A 14,688-nucleotide genomic window follows, 5' to 3' on the forward strand; every position below is an offset into this window, starting at 1 on the left:
TTATTGTGCAACGCGCCTGGGCGGTGGGCAGTTTGAAAACTGTGGTGAGCAAGACATGACCGAACTTCTGACCGCAGCCCAGATGCGGGCCATCGAACAGGCGGCGATTGCCAGTGGCGAGGTCACTGGCCTGGAACTGATGGAGCGCGCCGGGAAGGGTGTGGTCGAGGCGATCTTCGAGGAATGGCCGGAGCTGAAGGCCACCTCGCACCGGGCGGTGGTGTTGTGCGGGCCGGGGAACAACGGCGGCGACGGGTTCGTCGTGGCGCGGTTGCTGAAGGACTGGGGCTGGGAGGTGGAGGTCTTCCTTCACGGCGACCCGGAACGCCTGCCGCCGGATGCGCGGGTGAACTATGAGCGGTGGCTGGGGTTGGGGGAGGTGGGAGACCTAACCCGCGTTCCCGACGGCTTTTTTCGCAATCGGGCGATCGTCGTGGATGCGCTCTTCGGAATCGGCCTTGCGCGCGAGGTGCAAGAGGACCTTGTGCGGCCACTGCGCGATGCCTGGCTTGACGAGGACGAGCCTGATGGTCCACGGTTGGTCGCCATCGATATCCCGTCGGGTGTGTCAAGCGACACGGGCGGACTTCTGGCGGACATCCCTCCGATGCATCTTACCGTCACGTTCCACTGTCCCAAGTTGGGCCACTTTCTGGGCCTGGGGCCACGCATCTGCGGCAAGTTGCGTGTCGTCGATCTGGGGATCTCCGAGATCTTGCAGCGTCGCGACGTCATGGAAACAGGCTTCCTGCGGCGTGTCAGGCTGAATGCGCCCCGGCCGGAATTTCGAAAGCGACCGGAAGAGCACAAATACGCCCACGGCCACGCCCTCATCCTCTCCGGTCCCTCCGGTCGCGGCGGGGCGGCGCGGCTGGCGGCGCGGGGGGCCTTGCGGATCGGGGCGGGGGTGGTGACGGTGGGGTGTCCTCCCGATGCCATCCCGGAGAACGCCGCGCGGCTGGATGCGGTGATGCTGCGGGGGGTGGCGGATGGGCTGGCGCTGGAGGAGGCGCTGGCGGACCGGCGGATCAACGCGCTGTGTGTGGGGCCGGGGTTGGGGCTGGATGCGCGGGGGCGGGAGCTGGTGGAGGTGGCGTTGGGGATGCCCGTCCCGGGCTTGACCCGGGACCTCACGCCGGGCGGCGGTGAGGGGGGAAAGGGAGGCCCCGGGTCAGGCCCGGGGCGGGGTCTCGTGCTCGACGCCGACGCCCTCACGATTCTTTCGCAGACTCCCGATCTCTTCTCGGCCCTGCATGGGGATTGCGTCCTGACCCCCCATGCCGGCGAATTCGCCCGTCTTTTCCCCGACATCGCCGAGAAGCTGGCGGCCCCCGCCACCAGAGGCCCCGCCTATTCCAAGGTCGATGCCACGCGCGAGGCCGCAATGCGTGCAGGCTGCGTGGTCCTTTACAAAGGCCCGGACACGGTGATCGCCGACCCCACGGGCCGCTGCGCCATCAACTCTGCCCACTACGACCGCGCGGCGCCGTGGCTCGCGACAGCCGGGTCAGGCGACGTGCTTGCGGGGTTCATCACCGGGCTTCTGGCGCGCGGGTTCAGCCCCTTCGACGCAGCTGCGACCTCCGCCTGGCTGCATGTGGAATGCGCCCTCAGCTTCGGCCCCGGGCTGATCGCCGAGGACCTGCCCGAGGAGCTGCCGAAGGTGTTCCGGGCGCTCGGCCTGTAGGGTGGGCGATTCGCCCACCGCCCGATCACACCGCCCGGTCGATCTTGGTGGAGAGGTGGATCAGGCTTTCCGACGCCCGCACCCCGGTCATGGCACCAATCTGGTCCAGCACCGAATCGAGCACCTGCGTGTTGGGGCAGGCCACCTGCACCAGAAAGTCGAACCGGCCCGAGGTGGTGAACACCCGCTCGATCTCGGCAATCGACTTCAGTCGGGCCAGAACCGCCGCCTGCGACCGGGGTTCGATGGTCAAGAGAACCGAGGCGCGGAGGCGGCCTTCGCGCGCTGCTTCGCCCAGTTTCAACGTGTAGCCGGCGATCACGCCCGAGGTCTCCAGCCGCTCCAGCCGGGCCTGGATCGTGGACCGGGCGACCTTCAGCCGGCGCGACAATGTGGCCACCGAAACCCGCGCGTCGGCGGAGAGCAGCCCGATGATGTTGCGATCCAGTTCGTCCATGCAATCTGCCATCCTTTTCGTCATTATAACGACGAAACTGCGCAGTTATATAGTTTTGTTCGGTGAAGTTGTAACCCATATGCGGCATCCTCGATTGCAGGAAAAGGGCGGCTCATACGCACCTGGCCTGGTTCACTTGAAACCACGCTGGTGCCCGATCCCAAAGCTGCAACGGGGAAGGGCGAAGCGTCTTGTTGGCAAAGGGAAATACGCCGATGGGACTCTCCAAGACGATCTGGTCCAACCCCACTGATTACCTGAAGAAAGAGCAGCCGGAGAACCCGGTCCTGTTCTTCGCGCCCTCGGCCGCGCAGGCCGCCGCGCGCCGCTTCATCGACGGCTTTCCGGGCATGGTGACCTATGCCGTCAAGTCGAACCCCGGCGAGGCGATGATCGAGAACCTGGCCGCCGCCGGCGTGCGCGGCTTTGACTGCGCCTCGCCCTTCGAGATCGACCTGATCCGCCGCCTGGCCCCCGATGCCGCGATCCACTACAACAACCCCGTGCGCGCGCGACACGAGATTGCCTATGCGGTCGAACGCGGCGTGAAGTCCTACAGCGTCGATTCGAAGTCCGAACTGGCGAAGCTGGTCGAGATGGTCCCGGTCGAGGGCACCGAGATCTCGGTCCGCTTCAAGCTGCCGGTCGCGGGGGCCGCCTACAACTTCGGCGCCAAGTTCGGCGCGACGGTGGAGCTGGCGGTGGAGCTTCTGCGCGAGGTGGCGGCGAAGGGCTACATCCCCTCGATCACCTTCCATCCGGGCACGCAATGCACCGACCCGCACGCCTGGGAGGCCTATATCCGCGAGGCCGCGAACATCGCATCGGCGGCGGGGGTGAAGATCGCGCGGCTGAACGTCGGCGGCGGCTTTCCGAGCCACCGGCTGCAAGCCGTCGTGCCGGAGCTGGAGGACACGTTCCGGCTGATCGACCGTGTGGCGACCGAAGCCTTCGGGGCCGACCGCCCGGCCCTTGTCTGCGAACCGGGCCGCGCGCTGTGTGGCGACGCCTTTGCGCTGGCTGCCCGCGTCAAGGCGCTGCGCGACGGGACGCATGTGTTCCTGAACGACGGGGTCTATGGCTCGTTGACCGAACTGCCGATGATCGGTGTGATCGACCGGATCGAGGTGCTGGCCGCCGATGGTCACAAGCGCACGGGCGAGGCGCTGCCGCGCATCGTCTTCGGGCCGACCTGCGATTCGGTGGACCGGCTGCCGGGGGAAATTCCGCTGCCCAACGACCTCGCCGAGGGCGATTTCGTGATCTGGCAGGGGATGGGGTCCTATTCCACCGTCACCAACACCCGCTTCAACGGGTTTGGCGATTTGCAGATGGCAACGGTCCTGAGCCTGAAGCTATGACTGTTTGACAACCCTGTGAAATCGGAACGCCCGGCTGGACATGGTCCGCCGGGCGTTTAGCATTGCGGGCAAGGGAACCTTAACCTGTGCCGACCGATGATGGTCGCGCCGCAGCTTCAGGAGAGACCCGCCACGCGCCTACTGGACCGCCTTCGCAGCTTTTTCCGCCGCACGGTCGCGCCCGAGGTGGAACCGGCCCCCGCGCCCGAACCGGGGCGGGTGCGGGGGATGGTCGATCATGTCGTGATCCTCGACGGCACGCTGTCCAGCCTCGAACCCGGAATGGAGGGCAACGCCGGGCTTCTGTTCCTTTTGCTGAAGGAGATGGGCCACCATGCCAACCGGCGGCTTTACTACGAGCCGGGGATGCAATGGGAAGGCTGGCTGCGCGGGCTGGCGATCATCGAGGGTCGGGGGATCTCCCCGCAGATCCGGCGCGCCTATGGCTGGCTGGCGAGCGGCTATCGCGAGGGGGACCGGATCTTCCTGTTCGGCTATTCGCGCGGGGCCTTCGCCGTGCGGTCCCTGGCGGGGGTGATCGACCGGGTGGGGCTCTTGCGGCGCGAACACGCGACCGAACGTGCGGTGCGGCTGGCCTGGCGGCATTACGAACGCGGGGCGGACAGTCCTGCCGCGCAGGCCTTTGCCCGCCGCTACTGCCACGCTTCGGTGCCGATCGAGATGGTGGGCGTCTGGGATACGGTGAAGGCCCTGGGAATGCGGCTGCCCTTCTTCTGGATGTTCGCCGTCGACCGTCACGGGTTTCACAACCATCAGCTTGGCGCCTCGATCCGGCACGGCTATCACGCGCTGGCGCTGGACGAGACGCGCGCAGCCTTTGCGCCCGTGCTGTGGGACTGTCCGCCGGACTGGGAGGGCAATGTCGAACAGGTCTGGTTCCGGGGCGCGCATGGCGACATCGGCGGCCAGATCGGCGATTTCGCGGCCGCGCGCCCGCTTGCGAACATTCCGCTGGTCTGGATGCTGGACCGGGCCGAAGCGTTGGGGCTGGCCTTGCCGGAAGGCTGGAGGGAACGCTTTCCCTGCGATCCCGAGGCGCCGATGGTCGGCACCTGGCGCAGCTGGGGCAAGGCGTTTCTGTTGCGCCGCAAGCGGGTGGTCGGGCGGGACCGTTCCGAACGGCTGCATCCCACCGCACTGCGGGCGGCCGGGCGGCGCTGGCCCAGCGAACAGCCCGCCGAATAGGGCTTCTGGCCCGCGCGGCCAGCCCGTATTCTGGGGCCACGACATCGCTGACCGAGGGATCCGACATGCGCCATGTGACCGTTGCCGCCACCCAGTTCGCCTGTTCCTGGGACCTGCCCGCCAATGCCGACCGCGCCGAGGCTCTGGTGCGGCAGGCGGCGGGGCAGGGCGCGCAGGTGGTGCTGATCCAGGAGCTGTTCGCGGCCCCCTATTTCTGCATCGAGGAACATCCGCAGTATTTCGATCTGGCCCGGCCCATTGACGGCCACCCGCTGGTTGCGCGCTTTGCGGCGCTGGCGAAGGAGCTGGGCGTGGTGATCCCGGTCAGCGTCTTCGAACGCGCTGGCCAGGCCTTCTTCAACTCGGTGGCGATGGTCGATGCGGATGGCCGGGTGCTGGGGGTCTACCGGAAAAGCCATATCCCGCAGGGGCCGGGCTATGAGGAGAAATACTATTTCTCGCCCGGCGACACCGGCTTTCGCGTCTGGGATACGGCCTTCGGGCGGATCGGCGTCGGCATCTGCTGGGACCAGTGGTTCCCCGAAGCGGCGCGGTCCATGGCGCTGATGGGGGCGGAACTGCTGCTTTATCCGACCGCTATCGGGTCGGAACCGCCGGCCCCCGGCTATGACAGCCAGCCGCATTGGGAGATGGTCCAGCGCGGCCATGCGGCGGCGAACTTCCTGCCGCTGGTCGCCTCGAACCGGATCGGGACGGAGGTGGCGCCGGACGGGCGCGAGGTGACGTTCTACGGCTCATCCTTCATTGCCGACCACACCGGGCAGCTGGCGGCAAAGGCCGACCGCGCGACCGAAGGCGTCCTGGTCCACCGGTTCGACCTTGACGCCATCGCGGCCCTGCGCGCGAGCTGGGGCCTGTTCCGCGACCGGCGGCCCGAGCTTTACACTGCGGTCGGCACGCTTGACGGGCGTGCCTGACCCCGGCGCCTTGCTCGCTTGCGCGTCGTTCCTCGCGGGACTTCGGCGCAAGCGAGGGGACGCTTATGCGGCCTTCAGTTCGTCGGCCATCTCGTGGTTGCGGTCGCGGTGGCCGGCCTCGTCGGCGCGGACGGCGATCACCACGTCGCGAAGGCGGGCCTTCGGCCCGAGGTTCCAGTAGTCGATGGCGATCTGCGGGGCGGGGACGTTCTCCACCAGCCCGGCGTCGATCTGCGCCAGATACTGGGTGTAGCTGACCACCGCCTCTTCCTCGAGATAGCCCACGATCCGGTGCGCGATGCGGGGGGCGAAGAGGTAAAGCCAGAAATAGGCGTTATAGAAGATCGCCTGGCCCAGCATGATGATCGCCCGTTCCAGCCGCGAGGGCTGGGCGATGTGGATGAAGGTCATCAGGTGCATCCGTTCGTTCTCGGCCTCGTCGAGCAGTTCCCTGATCCAGCCCTGGTCGTCGCGGATGTGGCGCAGCGCCTTCAGGTGTTGCAGAAGCCCGCCCACCATGCCCGGCACGGCGGCGACGGTTTCCAGCACCACGGCGCGGTGGCCGTAGCGTTTGGAAAAGAAGGCATCGGCAAAGAGGCGCATGAACTTGACGGTGCGAAACGCGATGCGGTCGCCAAGCGTCACCGGCGCGTGGTGCGCGGTCAGGTCGGGATAGGTGTCTTTCATGGTCATACTCCACAGTCGAAAGCACAGCGGAGATATGGGGGTTTTCCGACAGAAATCATCCGGCTTGCCCTGCGGCCTCTGGGCGCAGCAGAAAGGCCGCCCGGGGGGGCGGCCTTTGCAAGGGACTTGTCGGTCAGGTAGTGTTGCGCCTTCAGCGGTGGCGCAGATCGACGTAATCGCGCTTTTGCGGGCCGATATACAGTTGCCGCGGGCGACCGATCTTCTGGTTCTTGTCGGCGATCATCTCTTTCCACTGGCTGATCCAGCCCACGGTGCGCGAGATCGCGAAGATCGGGGTGAACATCGAGGTCGGGAAGCCCATCGCCTCGAGGATGATGCCCGAGTAGAAGTCGACATTCGGGTAGAGCTTCTTCGAGACGAAATAGTCGTCCTCCAGCGCGATCCGCTCCAGCTCCTTGGCGACCTGGAGGAGCGGATTGTTCTCGATCCCCAGCAGACCCAGCACCTCGTCGGCCGATTCCTTCATCACCTTGGCGCGCGGGTCGAAGTTCTTGTAGACGCGGTGGCCGAAGCCCATCAGGCGGAAGCCCGAGGACTTGTCCTTGGCCTTGGCGATGTATTCCGGGATGCGGTCGACAGTGCCGATTTCCTTCAGCATCTCAAGGCAAGCCTGGTTCGCCCCACCATGCGCGGGCCCCCAGAGGCAGGCGATCCCGGCCGCGATGCAGGCAAACGGGTTCGCGCCCGAAGACCCCGCCAGCCGCACCGTCGAGGTCGAGGCGTTCTGCTCATGATCCGCATGCAGCATCATGATGCGGTCCATCGCCTTTTCCAGGATCGGGTTGACGACATACTCCTCGGCCGGGACGGCAAAGCACATCTGCAGGAAGTTGCCCGCATAGCTGAGCGCGTTCTTCGGGTAGACGAAAGGCTGGCCCACCGAATACTTGTAGGCCATCGCCGCGATGGTCGGCAGCTTGGCGATCATGCGGATCGCGGCCACCTCGCGCTGCCAGGGGTCGTTGATGTCGGTCGAGTCGTGGTAGAAGGCCGCCATCGCGCCCACCACGCCCACCATCGTCGCCATCGGATGCGCGTCGCGGCGGAAGCCACGGAAGAAGTAGTGCATCTGTTCGTGCACCATCGTGTGCTTGGTCACGCGCTGGGTGAAGTCTGCAAGCTGCGCTGCGGTCGGCAGTTCGCCGTAGAGCAGCAGATAGCAGACCTCGAGATGCGTCGATTTTTCCGCCAGCTGTTCGATCGGATAGCCGCGATAGAGAAGCTCGCCCACATCGCCGTCGATGTAGGTGATGGCGCTTTCGCAGGCGGCGGTCGAGGTGAAACCCGGATCGAAGGTGAAGACGTCCGCTTCGGCATAAAGCTTGCGGATGTCCAGCACATCGGGGCCGAGGGTGGGTTTGAGGACCGGAAGGTCGTAGGTCTTTCCGTCCAGTTCAAGTTTTGCGACTTTGTCCGACATGTCTCTCCCCGGTGATGGCGGGCCGACCCTGGCAGGGGAGACCCTCGGCTATCCTGCACCCCGGCTGGGGTGGCTGCAAGGCAGGGGCGCCAAGTCAGAGGCTTGCGTCCGACAGCCTTGCGACGGTTTCCTCGCGACCGATGACCAGCATCATGTCGTAAACCGATGGTGTAACAGTTCGACCCGCAAGCGCGGCCCGCAGAGGCGCTGCGAGCTTGCCGAAACCGATGCCGTTTTCTGCGGCAATCCCGGTCAGGATCGGCTCCAGCGCCTCCTTTGTCCAGCTAGCATTTTGCAGGCGCGGCGTCAACGATTTCAGTATACCACGGGATACCGTATCCAGCGCCTCTGCCGCCTTTGGCTCTGGGACGATGGGGCGAGAGACCATCAGGAACGTAGCCTTATCAAGCAGTTCCTGGAATGTCTTCGCAGATGACTTCAGGAACGGCAGTGCCCGTTTCATCAGCGCCTCCTGCGTTTCGGTCAGCGGAGGACGGCCCGCGGCGGCGAGGTAGCCCTGCAATTCATGCAGCAGTGCGGCATCGTCGGCCATCGCCATGTGGTGGCCGCAGGTGTTCTCCAGCTTCTTGAAGTCGAGCCGGGCCGGGGCGCGGCCGATCCCGGACAGGTCGAACATCTTCATCGCCTCTTCCGAGGTGAAGATCTCGGCATCGCCATGCGCCCAGCCAAGCCGCGTCAGGTAATTGCGCATCCCCGCCGCCGGGTAGCCCATGGCCTGATATTCCTCGACCCCCGTGGCGCCGTGGCGTTTCGACAGTTTCTTGCCGTCCGGCCCGTGGATCAGCGGGATATGCGCCCAAGTAGGCACCTGCCAGCCCATCGCGTCATAGACCATCTGCTGGCGTGCCGCGTTGTTCAGGTGATCGTCGCCCCGGATCACATGGGTCACGCCCATGTCGTGATCGTCCACCACCACGGCCAGCATGTAGACGGGCGTCCCGTCACTGCGCAGGACGATCATGTCGTCCAGCGTCTCGTTCCTGATGACCACGCGGCCCTGGACCTTGTCGTCGATCACCGTCTCGCCGGTGCGCGGGGCCTTCATGCGGATCACGTAGGGCGCGTCGGGGTGGGTGGAGGGGTCCGCGTCGCGCCAGGGCGACTGGAAGACGGGATAGCGCCCGGCGGCCTCTTCCGCCGCGCGGAAGGCCGCGATTTCCTCCTGCGTCGAAAAGCACTTGTAGGCCGTTCCTCGCGCAAGCATCTCATGCGCGACCTCGGCGTGGCGGTCGCGGCGGGCGAACTGGCTGACCACCTCGCCATCCCAGTCGAGGCCGAGCCAGGTCAAGCCCCGCAGGATCGCCGCCGTCGCCTCCGGGGTCGATCGTTCGCGGTCGGTATCCTCGATCCGCAGCAGGAACTTGCCCCCGCGACCCCGTGCGTAAAGCCAGTTGAACAGCGCGGTCCGCCCGCCGCCGATGTGCAGATAGCCGGTGGGCGAAGGCGCAAAGCGGGTGACGACCGGGCTGGACATGACGGCATTAACCTTTCGGAAACCATGCGGGGAGTAGGGTTGCGCCGGGTTTAGGCAATCGCGGGGTGGGAAACAAGGTGGCGCCGGTCGAGCGGATCACGCGAGGGCTGCTCTGGCCGCTGGAGGCGCTGCAATCGGCGCGGGGGATGCTGTTTCCCTGGATCGCCGTGCTGATCGGCTGCGGCATCGGCGTCTGGTTCTGGGTGCCCGAAGAGCCGGGGACGGAAAGCTATGTCCTGGCGTCGCTGGCACTTGCGGGGGGCGTGACGCTTGCGCTGGCGTCCGACCTTGCGCGACCGCTTGGCCTGGGCGTGGCGGCACTTGCCGCAGGCTGGATCGCGGCCGGTGTGCGGGCACATGCGCTGGACGCGCCGATGCTGACCTTCCGCTACTATGGCCCGGTCGAGGGAAGGATCGTCGAGATCGGCCGTTCGCAGTCCGACGCGCTGCGCCTGACGCTGGACCGGGTCGTGCTGCGCGAGGTCGCCCCCGACAAGACCCCCGCCCGCGTCCGCGTCTCGTTGCAGAAGGACGGCGGCTGGCTGACCCCGATGCCGGGGCAGGTGGTGATCCTGACCGCGAACCTTGCCGCGCCCGAGGGCCCGGTCGAGCCCGGAGCCTTCGATTTCCGCCGCATGGCCTATTTCGACCAGCTGGGCGCCGTGGGCTATACCCGCACGCCGGTCCTGCTGCTGGAAGAGCCCGCAGGCGGCGCGCTGCCCGTCGACCGGCTGCGCCGCTGGCTCACGCAGGGGATGCTGGCGCGGATGGACGGCCAGGCCGGAGCCTTCGCCGCCGGCGCGATGACCGGAGACCGCTCGGCGATCACCGAGGACACGGTCCGGGCGCTGCGCGACAGCTCGCTTGCCCACCTGCTGGCCATCTCCGGGATGAACATGGCCTTCCTGACCGGATTCGTCTTTGCGCTGATCCGCTATGGGCTGGCGCTGGTGCCCTTTGTCGCGCTGCGGGTGAACACCAGGAAGGTTGCGGCCTGGGTCAGCCTGGGGGTGGCGCTGTTCTATCTGCTTCTGTCGGGGGCGAACGTGGCGACCGAACGGGCCTTCATCATGATCTCGGTGTTTCTGGGCGCGATCCTGCTGGACCGCCGGGCGCTGACCCTGCGGTCGGTGGCGGTGGCCGGGATGATCCTGTTGCTGGCGAAACCCGAAAGCCTGCTGGAGCCCGGCTTCCAGATGTCCTTTGCCGCCACCATCGCGCTGATCGTGGGCTTCGCCGCGCTGGACGGCAGCATCTATCGCCAGCGGCTGCCACGCTGGCTGATGCCGGTCTTCACGCTGGTCCTGTCCTCGCTGATCGGCGGGTTGTCCACCGCGCCCTATGCGGCGGCGCATTTCAACCGCTTCACCGACTATGGCCTTCTGGCCAATCTCCTGACCGTGCCGGTGATGGGGGCGGTGGTGATGCCTGCTGGCGCAATGGCCGCGTTGCTGGCGCCCGTGGGGCTGGAGGGCCTGCCGCTTTGGGTCATGGAGCAGGGCGCGCGCTGGATTCTCTTCGTGGCGCACTGGGTTGCCGGGCTGGAGGGCTCGGTCACCGCCATCCCCGCGCCGGGGCCCTGGGTGCTGCCGCTGTTCACCCTGGGGGCGCTCTGGCTGATCCTGTGGCGGGGGCGGGTGCAACTGGTCGGCGCCCTGCCGGTTCTGGCGGCCGTCGTGCTTTGGGCGATGGCGGACCGTCCGGCGCTGCTGATTTCGGGCGATGGGAGGCTCGTCGGCATTGCGGGGCCAGAGGGGCGGGCGCTGTCGGCGGCCAGGGGCGGGGGCTTCGCCGCCGAGAACTGGTTGCAGAACGACGGCGACCTTGCCGCACAGGAGGTCGCGGCGAGGCGCCCGGGGTTCGAGGGGCCGAAGGGCGAACGGTGGTTCGACCTAGCGGGTCTTCGGGCGGTGTCCCTGTCGGGCAAGGGGGCCGAGGCGAAGCTGGCCCAGGTCTGCCGCTCGGCCGACCTGGTGATCCTTGCGGCAAAGGCCGAGGCGGTGCCACCCGGTTGCCGGCTGATCGACCAGCAGACCCTGGCCCAGACCGGCCCCCTTGCGGTGTGGCAGAGCGCTGCGACCCTGCGGTTCGAAACGACAAAGGGGGCGCACCGTCTTTGGTCGCCCCCGTCGCGGGAGGTGGACCTGCCGGACCTGTCGGTCAGGCAGGTCGCCCTGGCCGGTCAGTAGTCAGTAGCTGCGGATCAGCCCGACAAGGCGGCCCTGCACCTTGACAAGGTGGTCGGGGAACACCCGCGTCTCGTAGGCGGAGTTGGCGGCCTCGAGCGCGATCATGTTGCCGCGGCGGCGATAGCGCTTCAGCGTGGCCTCATGGTCCTCGACCAGAGCCACGACGATATCGCCGTTCTCGGCCGTGGACTGTTCGCGGATCACCACGATGTCGCCATCGTTGATCCCGGCCTCGATCATGGAATCGCCTTTGACTTCAAGGGCATAGTGCTGCCCCTTGCCCGACAGCATCGACCCCGGCACCGCAACGTGGTGCGAGACTTCGGAGATCGCCTCGATCGGCACACCGGCGGCGATGCGGCCCATCACCGGCAGTTCCATCGCATGAACCGCAGAGATCGGCATCGCGCCGCGCGGCGGATCGACCCTGTCGCCGTCGATCACTTTGGGCGAGAAGCCCGGCTTTTCCATCGCCTCGGGCAGCTTCACGATTTCCAGCGCCCGGGCGCGGTGGGCGAGGCGGCGGATGAAGCCGCGTTCCTCCAGCGCCGTGATCAGCCGGTGGATCCCGGACTTCGACCGCAGGTCCAGCGCATCCTTCATCTCGTCGAAGGAGGGGGGCACCCCGTCGCGGTCCATCCGCGTCTTGATGAAGTCGAGAAGTTCCAACTGCTTGCGTGTCAGCACGGGGTCCACTCCCACATCATGCGTTTACACAATGTTCTGCCCGTGTTCCCGGTTTGTGTCAAGACATATCCACAGGCGACTAGAGCGGCAGGTAGGGCACCGTGTCTCCGGCGCGACAGGGCGGGGCATCGACCGGCCGGATCAGAAGCGCATCGGCCTGGCCCAGGATCGACAAGAGGGCCGAGTCCTGCCGGTCGAAGGGCGCGATCCCGGGCAGCCCGTCGCCGGGGGCAAGTCGCGCCCGCATGTAATGCGCGCGGGGGCCGTTGGCGGGAAGGTCCACGGTCAGCCGGGCCTTACGGGGCTGCGGCGCGGGCGAGGGGTCGCCCAGCATCGCGCGCACCATGGGCAGAAGGAACAGATGCCCGCAGACGATGGCCGAGACCGGATTGCCCGGCAGGCCCAGCATCGGGACCCCGTTCAGCCGCCCCGCCATCAGCGGCTTGCCGGGGCGCAGCGCCAGCTTCCAGAAGCTGTGCTCCAGCCCCGCCACCTTGCCCACAAGGTCATGGTCGCCCACCGACGCCCCGCCGATGGTGACGATCAGGTCTGCCCCCTCGGCCAGAGACAGCACGGTCAGAAGCTCTGCCTCGTTGTCCCGCGCGATGGGCAGAAGCCGCGCCTCGCCGCCCTCGGCCTCGACCAGCGCCTTCAGGGCAAAGCCGTTCGAGGCGATGATCTGGTCCGGCGCCGGATTTTCGCCGGGCATCACCAGCTCGTCCCCCGTCGCGATGAGCGCCACCACCGGCTTGCGCCGGGCCTGCACCGCGGGCACGTTCATCGCCGCCAGAAGGGCAAGATCGTTCGGGCGCAGTCTTCGGGGGGAAAGGCTGTCGCCTGCGCGGAAGTCCTGACCCTGGGGGCGGATATGCGTGGCGCTGTCCAGCCCCTCCTTCAGGAGGATCCGGTCGCCCTCACGGATGACATCCTCCTGGATGACGACCCGGCTTGCACCCCGGGGCAGCGGGGCGCCGGTGAAGATGCGGACGGCCTGCCCCGGGCCGACCGTCCCGTGGAAGGCATGGCCCGCACCGGCCTCGCCGATCACAAGGAACGTGTCGTCGGACCCCGGATTGCCCGGCACCGCATAGCCGTCCATCGCCGAGGCTGCGAAGGGCGGCTGGTCGCGGGTGGCGACGGCGGGGACACACATCCAGCGGCCTGCGGCTTCCGCGAGGGGCACGGTCTCGGGCGGCAGAGGTGCCACCAGGGCCAAGCAGCGGGCCAGCGCCTCTTCAACCGAAATCATCATTCCGCCTCGTAACGGCCTGATTTTCCGCCGTCTTTCAGGATCAGCCGGATCCCTTCGATCACCATCGACTTCTCGACCGCCTTGACCATGTCATAGACGGTCAACGCCGCCACCGAGACCGCCGTCAGCGCCTCCATCTCCACCCCGGTCTGGCCCGAGGTCTTGACGGTGGCCTCGATCCTGACGCCGGGCAGGGCGGGGTCGGCGGTCAGCTCCAGCGCGACCCTGGTGATCGGCAGGGGATGGCACAGCGGGATGAGGTCCGCGGTCTTCTTCGCCGCCATGATCCCGGCAAGCCGCGCCACCGACAACACGTCGCCCTTCTTCGCCCGGCCTTCTGTAATCAGCGCCAGCGTTTCGGCCGTCATCCGCACCGCGCCTGCGGCCACCGCGACGCGGTCGGTCACCGGCTTGCCCGAGACATCGACCATATGGGCCTGGCCCCGGTCATCGAAATGGGAAAGTCCGGTCATAGCCCACCCTGTGCCGTCAGTGGTTTCGAAAGGATCTCCCGGGTGGCGGCGGCCACGTCCGCCTGCCGCATCAGGCTTTCGCCGATCAGGAAGCAGCGGGCGCCGTATTGCGCGAGGTCGGCCAGATCGTCGGCCGTGTAAAGCCCGCTTTCGGCGACGATCATCCGATCCTCGGGCACCCGGCGGGCCAGCCGCCGCGTGGTGTCGAGCGTCACCTCGAAGGTGTGCAGGTTGCGGTTGTTGATGCCGATCAGCGGCGATTTCAGCAGCGCCGCGCGGTCCAGTTCGGCCTGGTCGTGGACCTCGATCAGCACATCCATGCCCCAGTCCAGCGCCGCCGCTTCCAGTTCGGCGGCCTGGCCATCCTCCAGCGAGGCCATGATGAGCAGGATGCAATCGGCGTTCAGCGCGCGGGACTGGACGACCTGCCAGGGGTCATACAGGAAATCCTTGCGCAGGCAGGGCAGGGCGACCGCGTCGTGGGCGGCGACCAGGTATTCGTCGGCGCCCTGAAAGCTCGGGGCATCGGTCAGGACGGACAGGCAGGTCGCACCGCCGGCCTCATAGGCGCGGGCCAGGGCGGGAGGGTCGAAATCCGCCCGGATCAGGCCCTTGGAGGGGCTGGCCTTCTTGATCTCGGCAATGAGGCCATAGCCGGTGAGGGCGGCATCCCGCAGCGCCCGGGCAAAGCCGCGTGGGCTGGCGGCGCCGCGGGCGGCGGCTTCCAGCGCGGACAGGGGGGTGGCGGCCTTGGCCTTGGCCACTTCCTCCAGCTTGTAGGCCTTGATGCGGTCGAGGATGGTGGACATGGGCAG

Annotated in this window: 13 protein-coding genes; 5 read left to right on the top strand and 8 right to left on the bottom strand. The window is 67.3% G+C overall.

The genetic code is table 11. From position 1 onward, the window contains the following. Nucleotides 1-55: 55 nt before the first annotated feature. Nucleotides 56-1,687, top strand: a complete 1,632-nt coding sequence (locus D5084_RS15485) for an NAD(P)H-hydrate epimerase (protein WP_128516411.1) — start codon at nucleotides 56-58, stop codon at nucleotides 1,685-1,687. A gap of 25 nt (nucleotides 1,688-1,712) precedes the next feature. Here D5084_RS15485 and D5084_RS15490 read toward each other — a convergent pair whose 3' ends face one another. Further along, a complete protein-coding gene (locus D5084_RS15490) occupies nucleotides 1,713-2,144 on the bottom strand; it encodes an Lrp/AsnC family transcriptional regulator (RefSeq protein WP_128516412.1) in 432 nt (143 codons plus the stop codon). A 215-nt stretch (nucleotides 2,145-2,359) separates the two neighbouring features. Between D5084_RS15490 and D5084_RS15495 the strand changes: the two genes are divergently transcribed. From D5084_RS15495 to aguB, 3 genes are all read left to right on the top strand, one after another. Further along, nucleotides 2,360-3,505, top strand: coding sequence for a type III PLP-dependent enzyme (locus D5084_RS15495; protein ID WP_128516413.1), 1,146 nt, complete (start codon nucleotides 2,360-2,362; stop codon nucleotides 3,503-3,505). Between the two features lie 96 nt (nucleotides 3,506-3,601). Further along, complete coding sequence (locus D5084_RS15500; protein WP_435532681.1) at nucleotides 3,602-4,711, top strand: T6SS phospholipase effector Tle1-like catalytic domain-containing protein; 1,110 nt, start codon at nucleotides 3,602-3,604, stop codon at nucleotides 4,709-4,711. 65 nt (nucleotides 4,712-4,776) lie between these two features. Next, nucleotides 4,777-5,649, top strand: a complete 873-nt coding sequence (gene aguB / locus D5084_RS15505) for an N-carbamoylputrescine amidase (protein ID WP_128516414.1) — start codon at nucleotides 4,777-4,779, stop codon at nucleotides 5,647-5,649. Between the two features lie 63 nt (nucleotides 5,650-5,712). On the opposite strand, the gene D5084_RS15510 is transcribed toward aguB, so the two are convergent. The 3 genes from D5084_RS15510 to gltX form a co-directional block, all read right to left on the bottom strand. Next, complete coding sequence (locus tag D5084_RS15510; RefSeq protein ID WP_128516415.1) at nucleotides 5,713-6,336, bottom strand: alternative oxidase; 624 nt, start codon at nucleotides 6,334-6,336, stop codon at nucleotides 5,713-5,715. Nucleotides 6,337-6,487: 151 nt separating this feature from the next. Further along, a complete protein-coding gene (locus D5084_RS15515) occupies nucleotides 6,488-7,777 on the bottom strand; it encodes a citrate synthase (RefSeq protein WP_128516416.1) in 1,290 nt (429 codons plus the stop codon). 94 nt (nucleotides 7,778-7,871) lie between these two features. Further along, complete coding sequence (gene gltX / locus D5084_RS15520) at nucleotides 7,872-9,272, bottom strand: glutamate--tRNA ligase (RefSeq protein WP_128516417.1); 1,401 nt, start codon at nucleotides 9,270-9,272, stop codon at nucleotides 7,872-7,874. 77 nt (nucleotides 9,273-9,349) lie between these two features. Here gltX and D5084_RS15525 point away from each other — a divergent pair, with 77 nt between their 5' ends. Further along, a complete protein-coding gene (locus tag D5084_RS15525) occupies nucleotides 9,350-11,461 on the top strand; it encodes a ComEC/Rec2 family competence protein (RefSeq protein ID WP_238382678.1) in 2,112 nt (703 codons plus the stop codon). Here D5084_RS15525 and lexA read toward each other — a convergent pair whose 3' ends face one another. The 4 genes from lexA to trpC form a co-directional block, all read right to left on the bottom strand. After that, entirely contained in the window at nucleotides 11,462-12,148 is a 687-nt protein-coding gene (gene lexA / locus D5084_RS15530) for a transcriptional repressor LexA (protein ID WP_128516418.1), read from the bottom strand. A 79-nt stretch (nucleotides 12,149-12,227) separates the two neighbouring features. Continuing rightward, a complete protein-coding gene (locus D5084_RS15535) occupies nucleotides 12,228-13,397 on the bottom strand; it encodes a molybdopterin molybdotransferase MoeA (protein ID WP_128516557.1) in 1,170 nt (389 codons plus the stop codon). Continuing rightward, nucleotides 13,397-13,873 carry a cyclic pyranopterin monophosphate synthase MoaC gene (gene moaC, locus D5084_RS15540; RefSeq protein WP_128516419.1) on the bottom strand — a complete coding sequence of 159 codons (477 nt, stop codon included), beginning with the start codon at nucleotides 13,871-13,873 and terminating at the stop codon, nucleotides 13,397-13,399. The genes D5084_RS15535 and moaC overlap by 1 nt, the downstream gene beginning before the upstream one ends. After that, on the bottom strand, nucleotides 13,870-14,682 hold the full coding sequence (gene trpC, locus D5084_RS15545) for an indole-3-glycerol phosphate synthase TrpC (RefSeq protein WP_128516420.1): 813 nt from the start codon (nucleotides 14,680-14,682) through the stop codon (nucleotides 13,870-13,872). Before trpC ends, moaC begins: the two co-directional genes overlap by 4 nt. Nucleotides 14,683-14,688: the final 6 nt, after the last annotated feature.

Source organism: Tabrizicola thermarum (assembly GCF_003574395.1).
Classification (GTDB): domain Bacteria; phylum Pseudomonadota; class Alphaproteobacteria; order Rhodobacterales; family Rhodobacteraceae; genus Tabrizicola; species Tabrizicola thermarum.

What these genes read in the sequence shown, in the direction of transcription:
- D5084_RS15535 (WP_128516557.1), bottom strand. Translation starts at nt 13,397, where the DNA reads ATGATTTCGGTTGAAGAGGCGCTGGCCCGCTGCTTGGCCCTGGTGGCA.
- moaC (WP_128516419.1), bottom strand. Translation starts at nt 13,873, where the DNA reads ATGACCGGACTTTCCCATTTCGATGACCGGGGCCAGGCCCATATGGTC.
- D5084_RS15485 (WP_128516411.1), top strand. Translation starts at nt 56, where the DNA reads ATGACCGAACTTCTGACCGCAGCCCAGATGCGGGCCATCGAACAGGCG.
- aguB (WP_128516414.1), top strand. Translation starts at nt 4,777, where the DNA reads ATGCGCCATGTGACCGTTGCCGCCACCCAGTTCGCCTGTTCCTGGGAC.
- D5084_RS15500 (WP_435532681.1), top strand. Translation starts at nt 3,602, where the DNA reads ATGATGGTCGCGCCGCAGCTTCAGGAGAGACCCGCCACGCGCCTACTG.
- D5084_RS15490 (WP_128516412.1), bottom strand. Translation starts at nt 2,144, where the DNA reads ATGGACGAACTGGATCGCAACATCATCGGGCTGCTCTCCGCCGACGCG.
- trpC (WP_128516420.1), bottom strand. Translation starts at nt 14,682, where the DNA reads ATGTCCACCATCCTCGACCGCATCAAGGCCTACAAGCTGGAGGAAGTG.
- D5084_RS15510 (WP_128516415.1), bottom strand. Translation starts at nt 6,336, where the DNA reads ATGAAAGACACCTATCCCGACCTGACCGCGCACCACGCGCCGGTGACG.
- D5084_RS15515 (WP_128516416.1), bottom strand. Translation starts at nt 7,777, where the DNA reads ATGTCGGACAAAGTCGCAAAACTTGAACTGGACGGAAAGACCTACGAC.
- D5084_RS15495 (WP_128516413.1), top strand. Translation starts at nt 2,360, where the DNA reads ATGGGACTCTCCAAGACGATCTGGTCCAACCCCACTGATTACCTGAAG.
- gltX (WP_128516417.1), bottom strand. Translation starts at nt 9,272, where the DNA reads ATGTCCAGCCCGGTCGTCACCCGCTTTGCGCCTTCGCCCACCGGCTAT.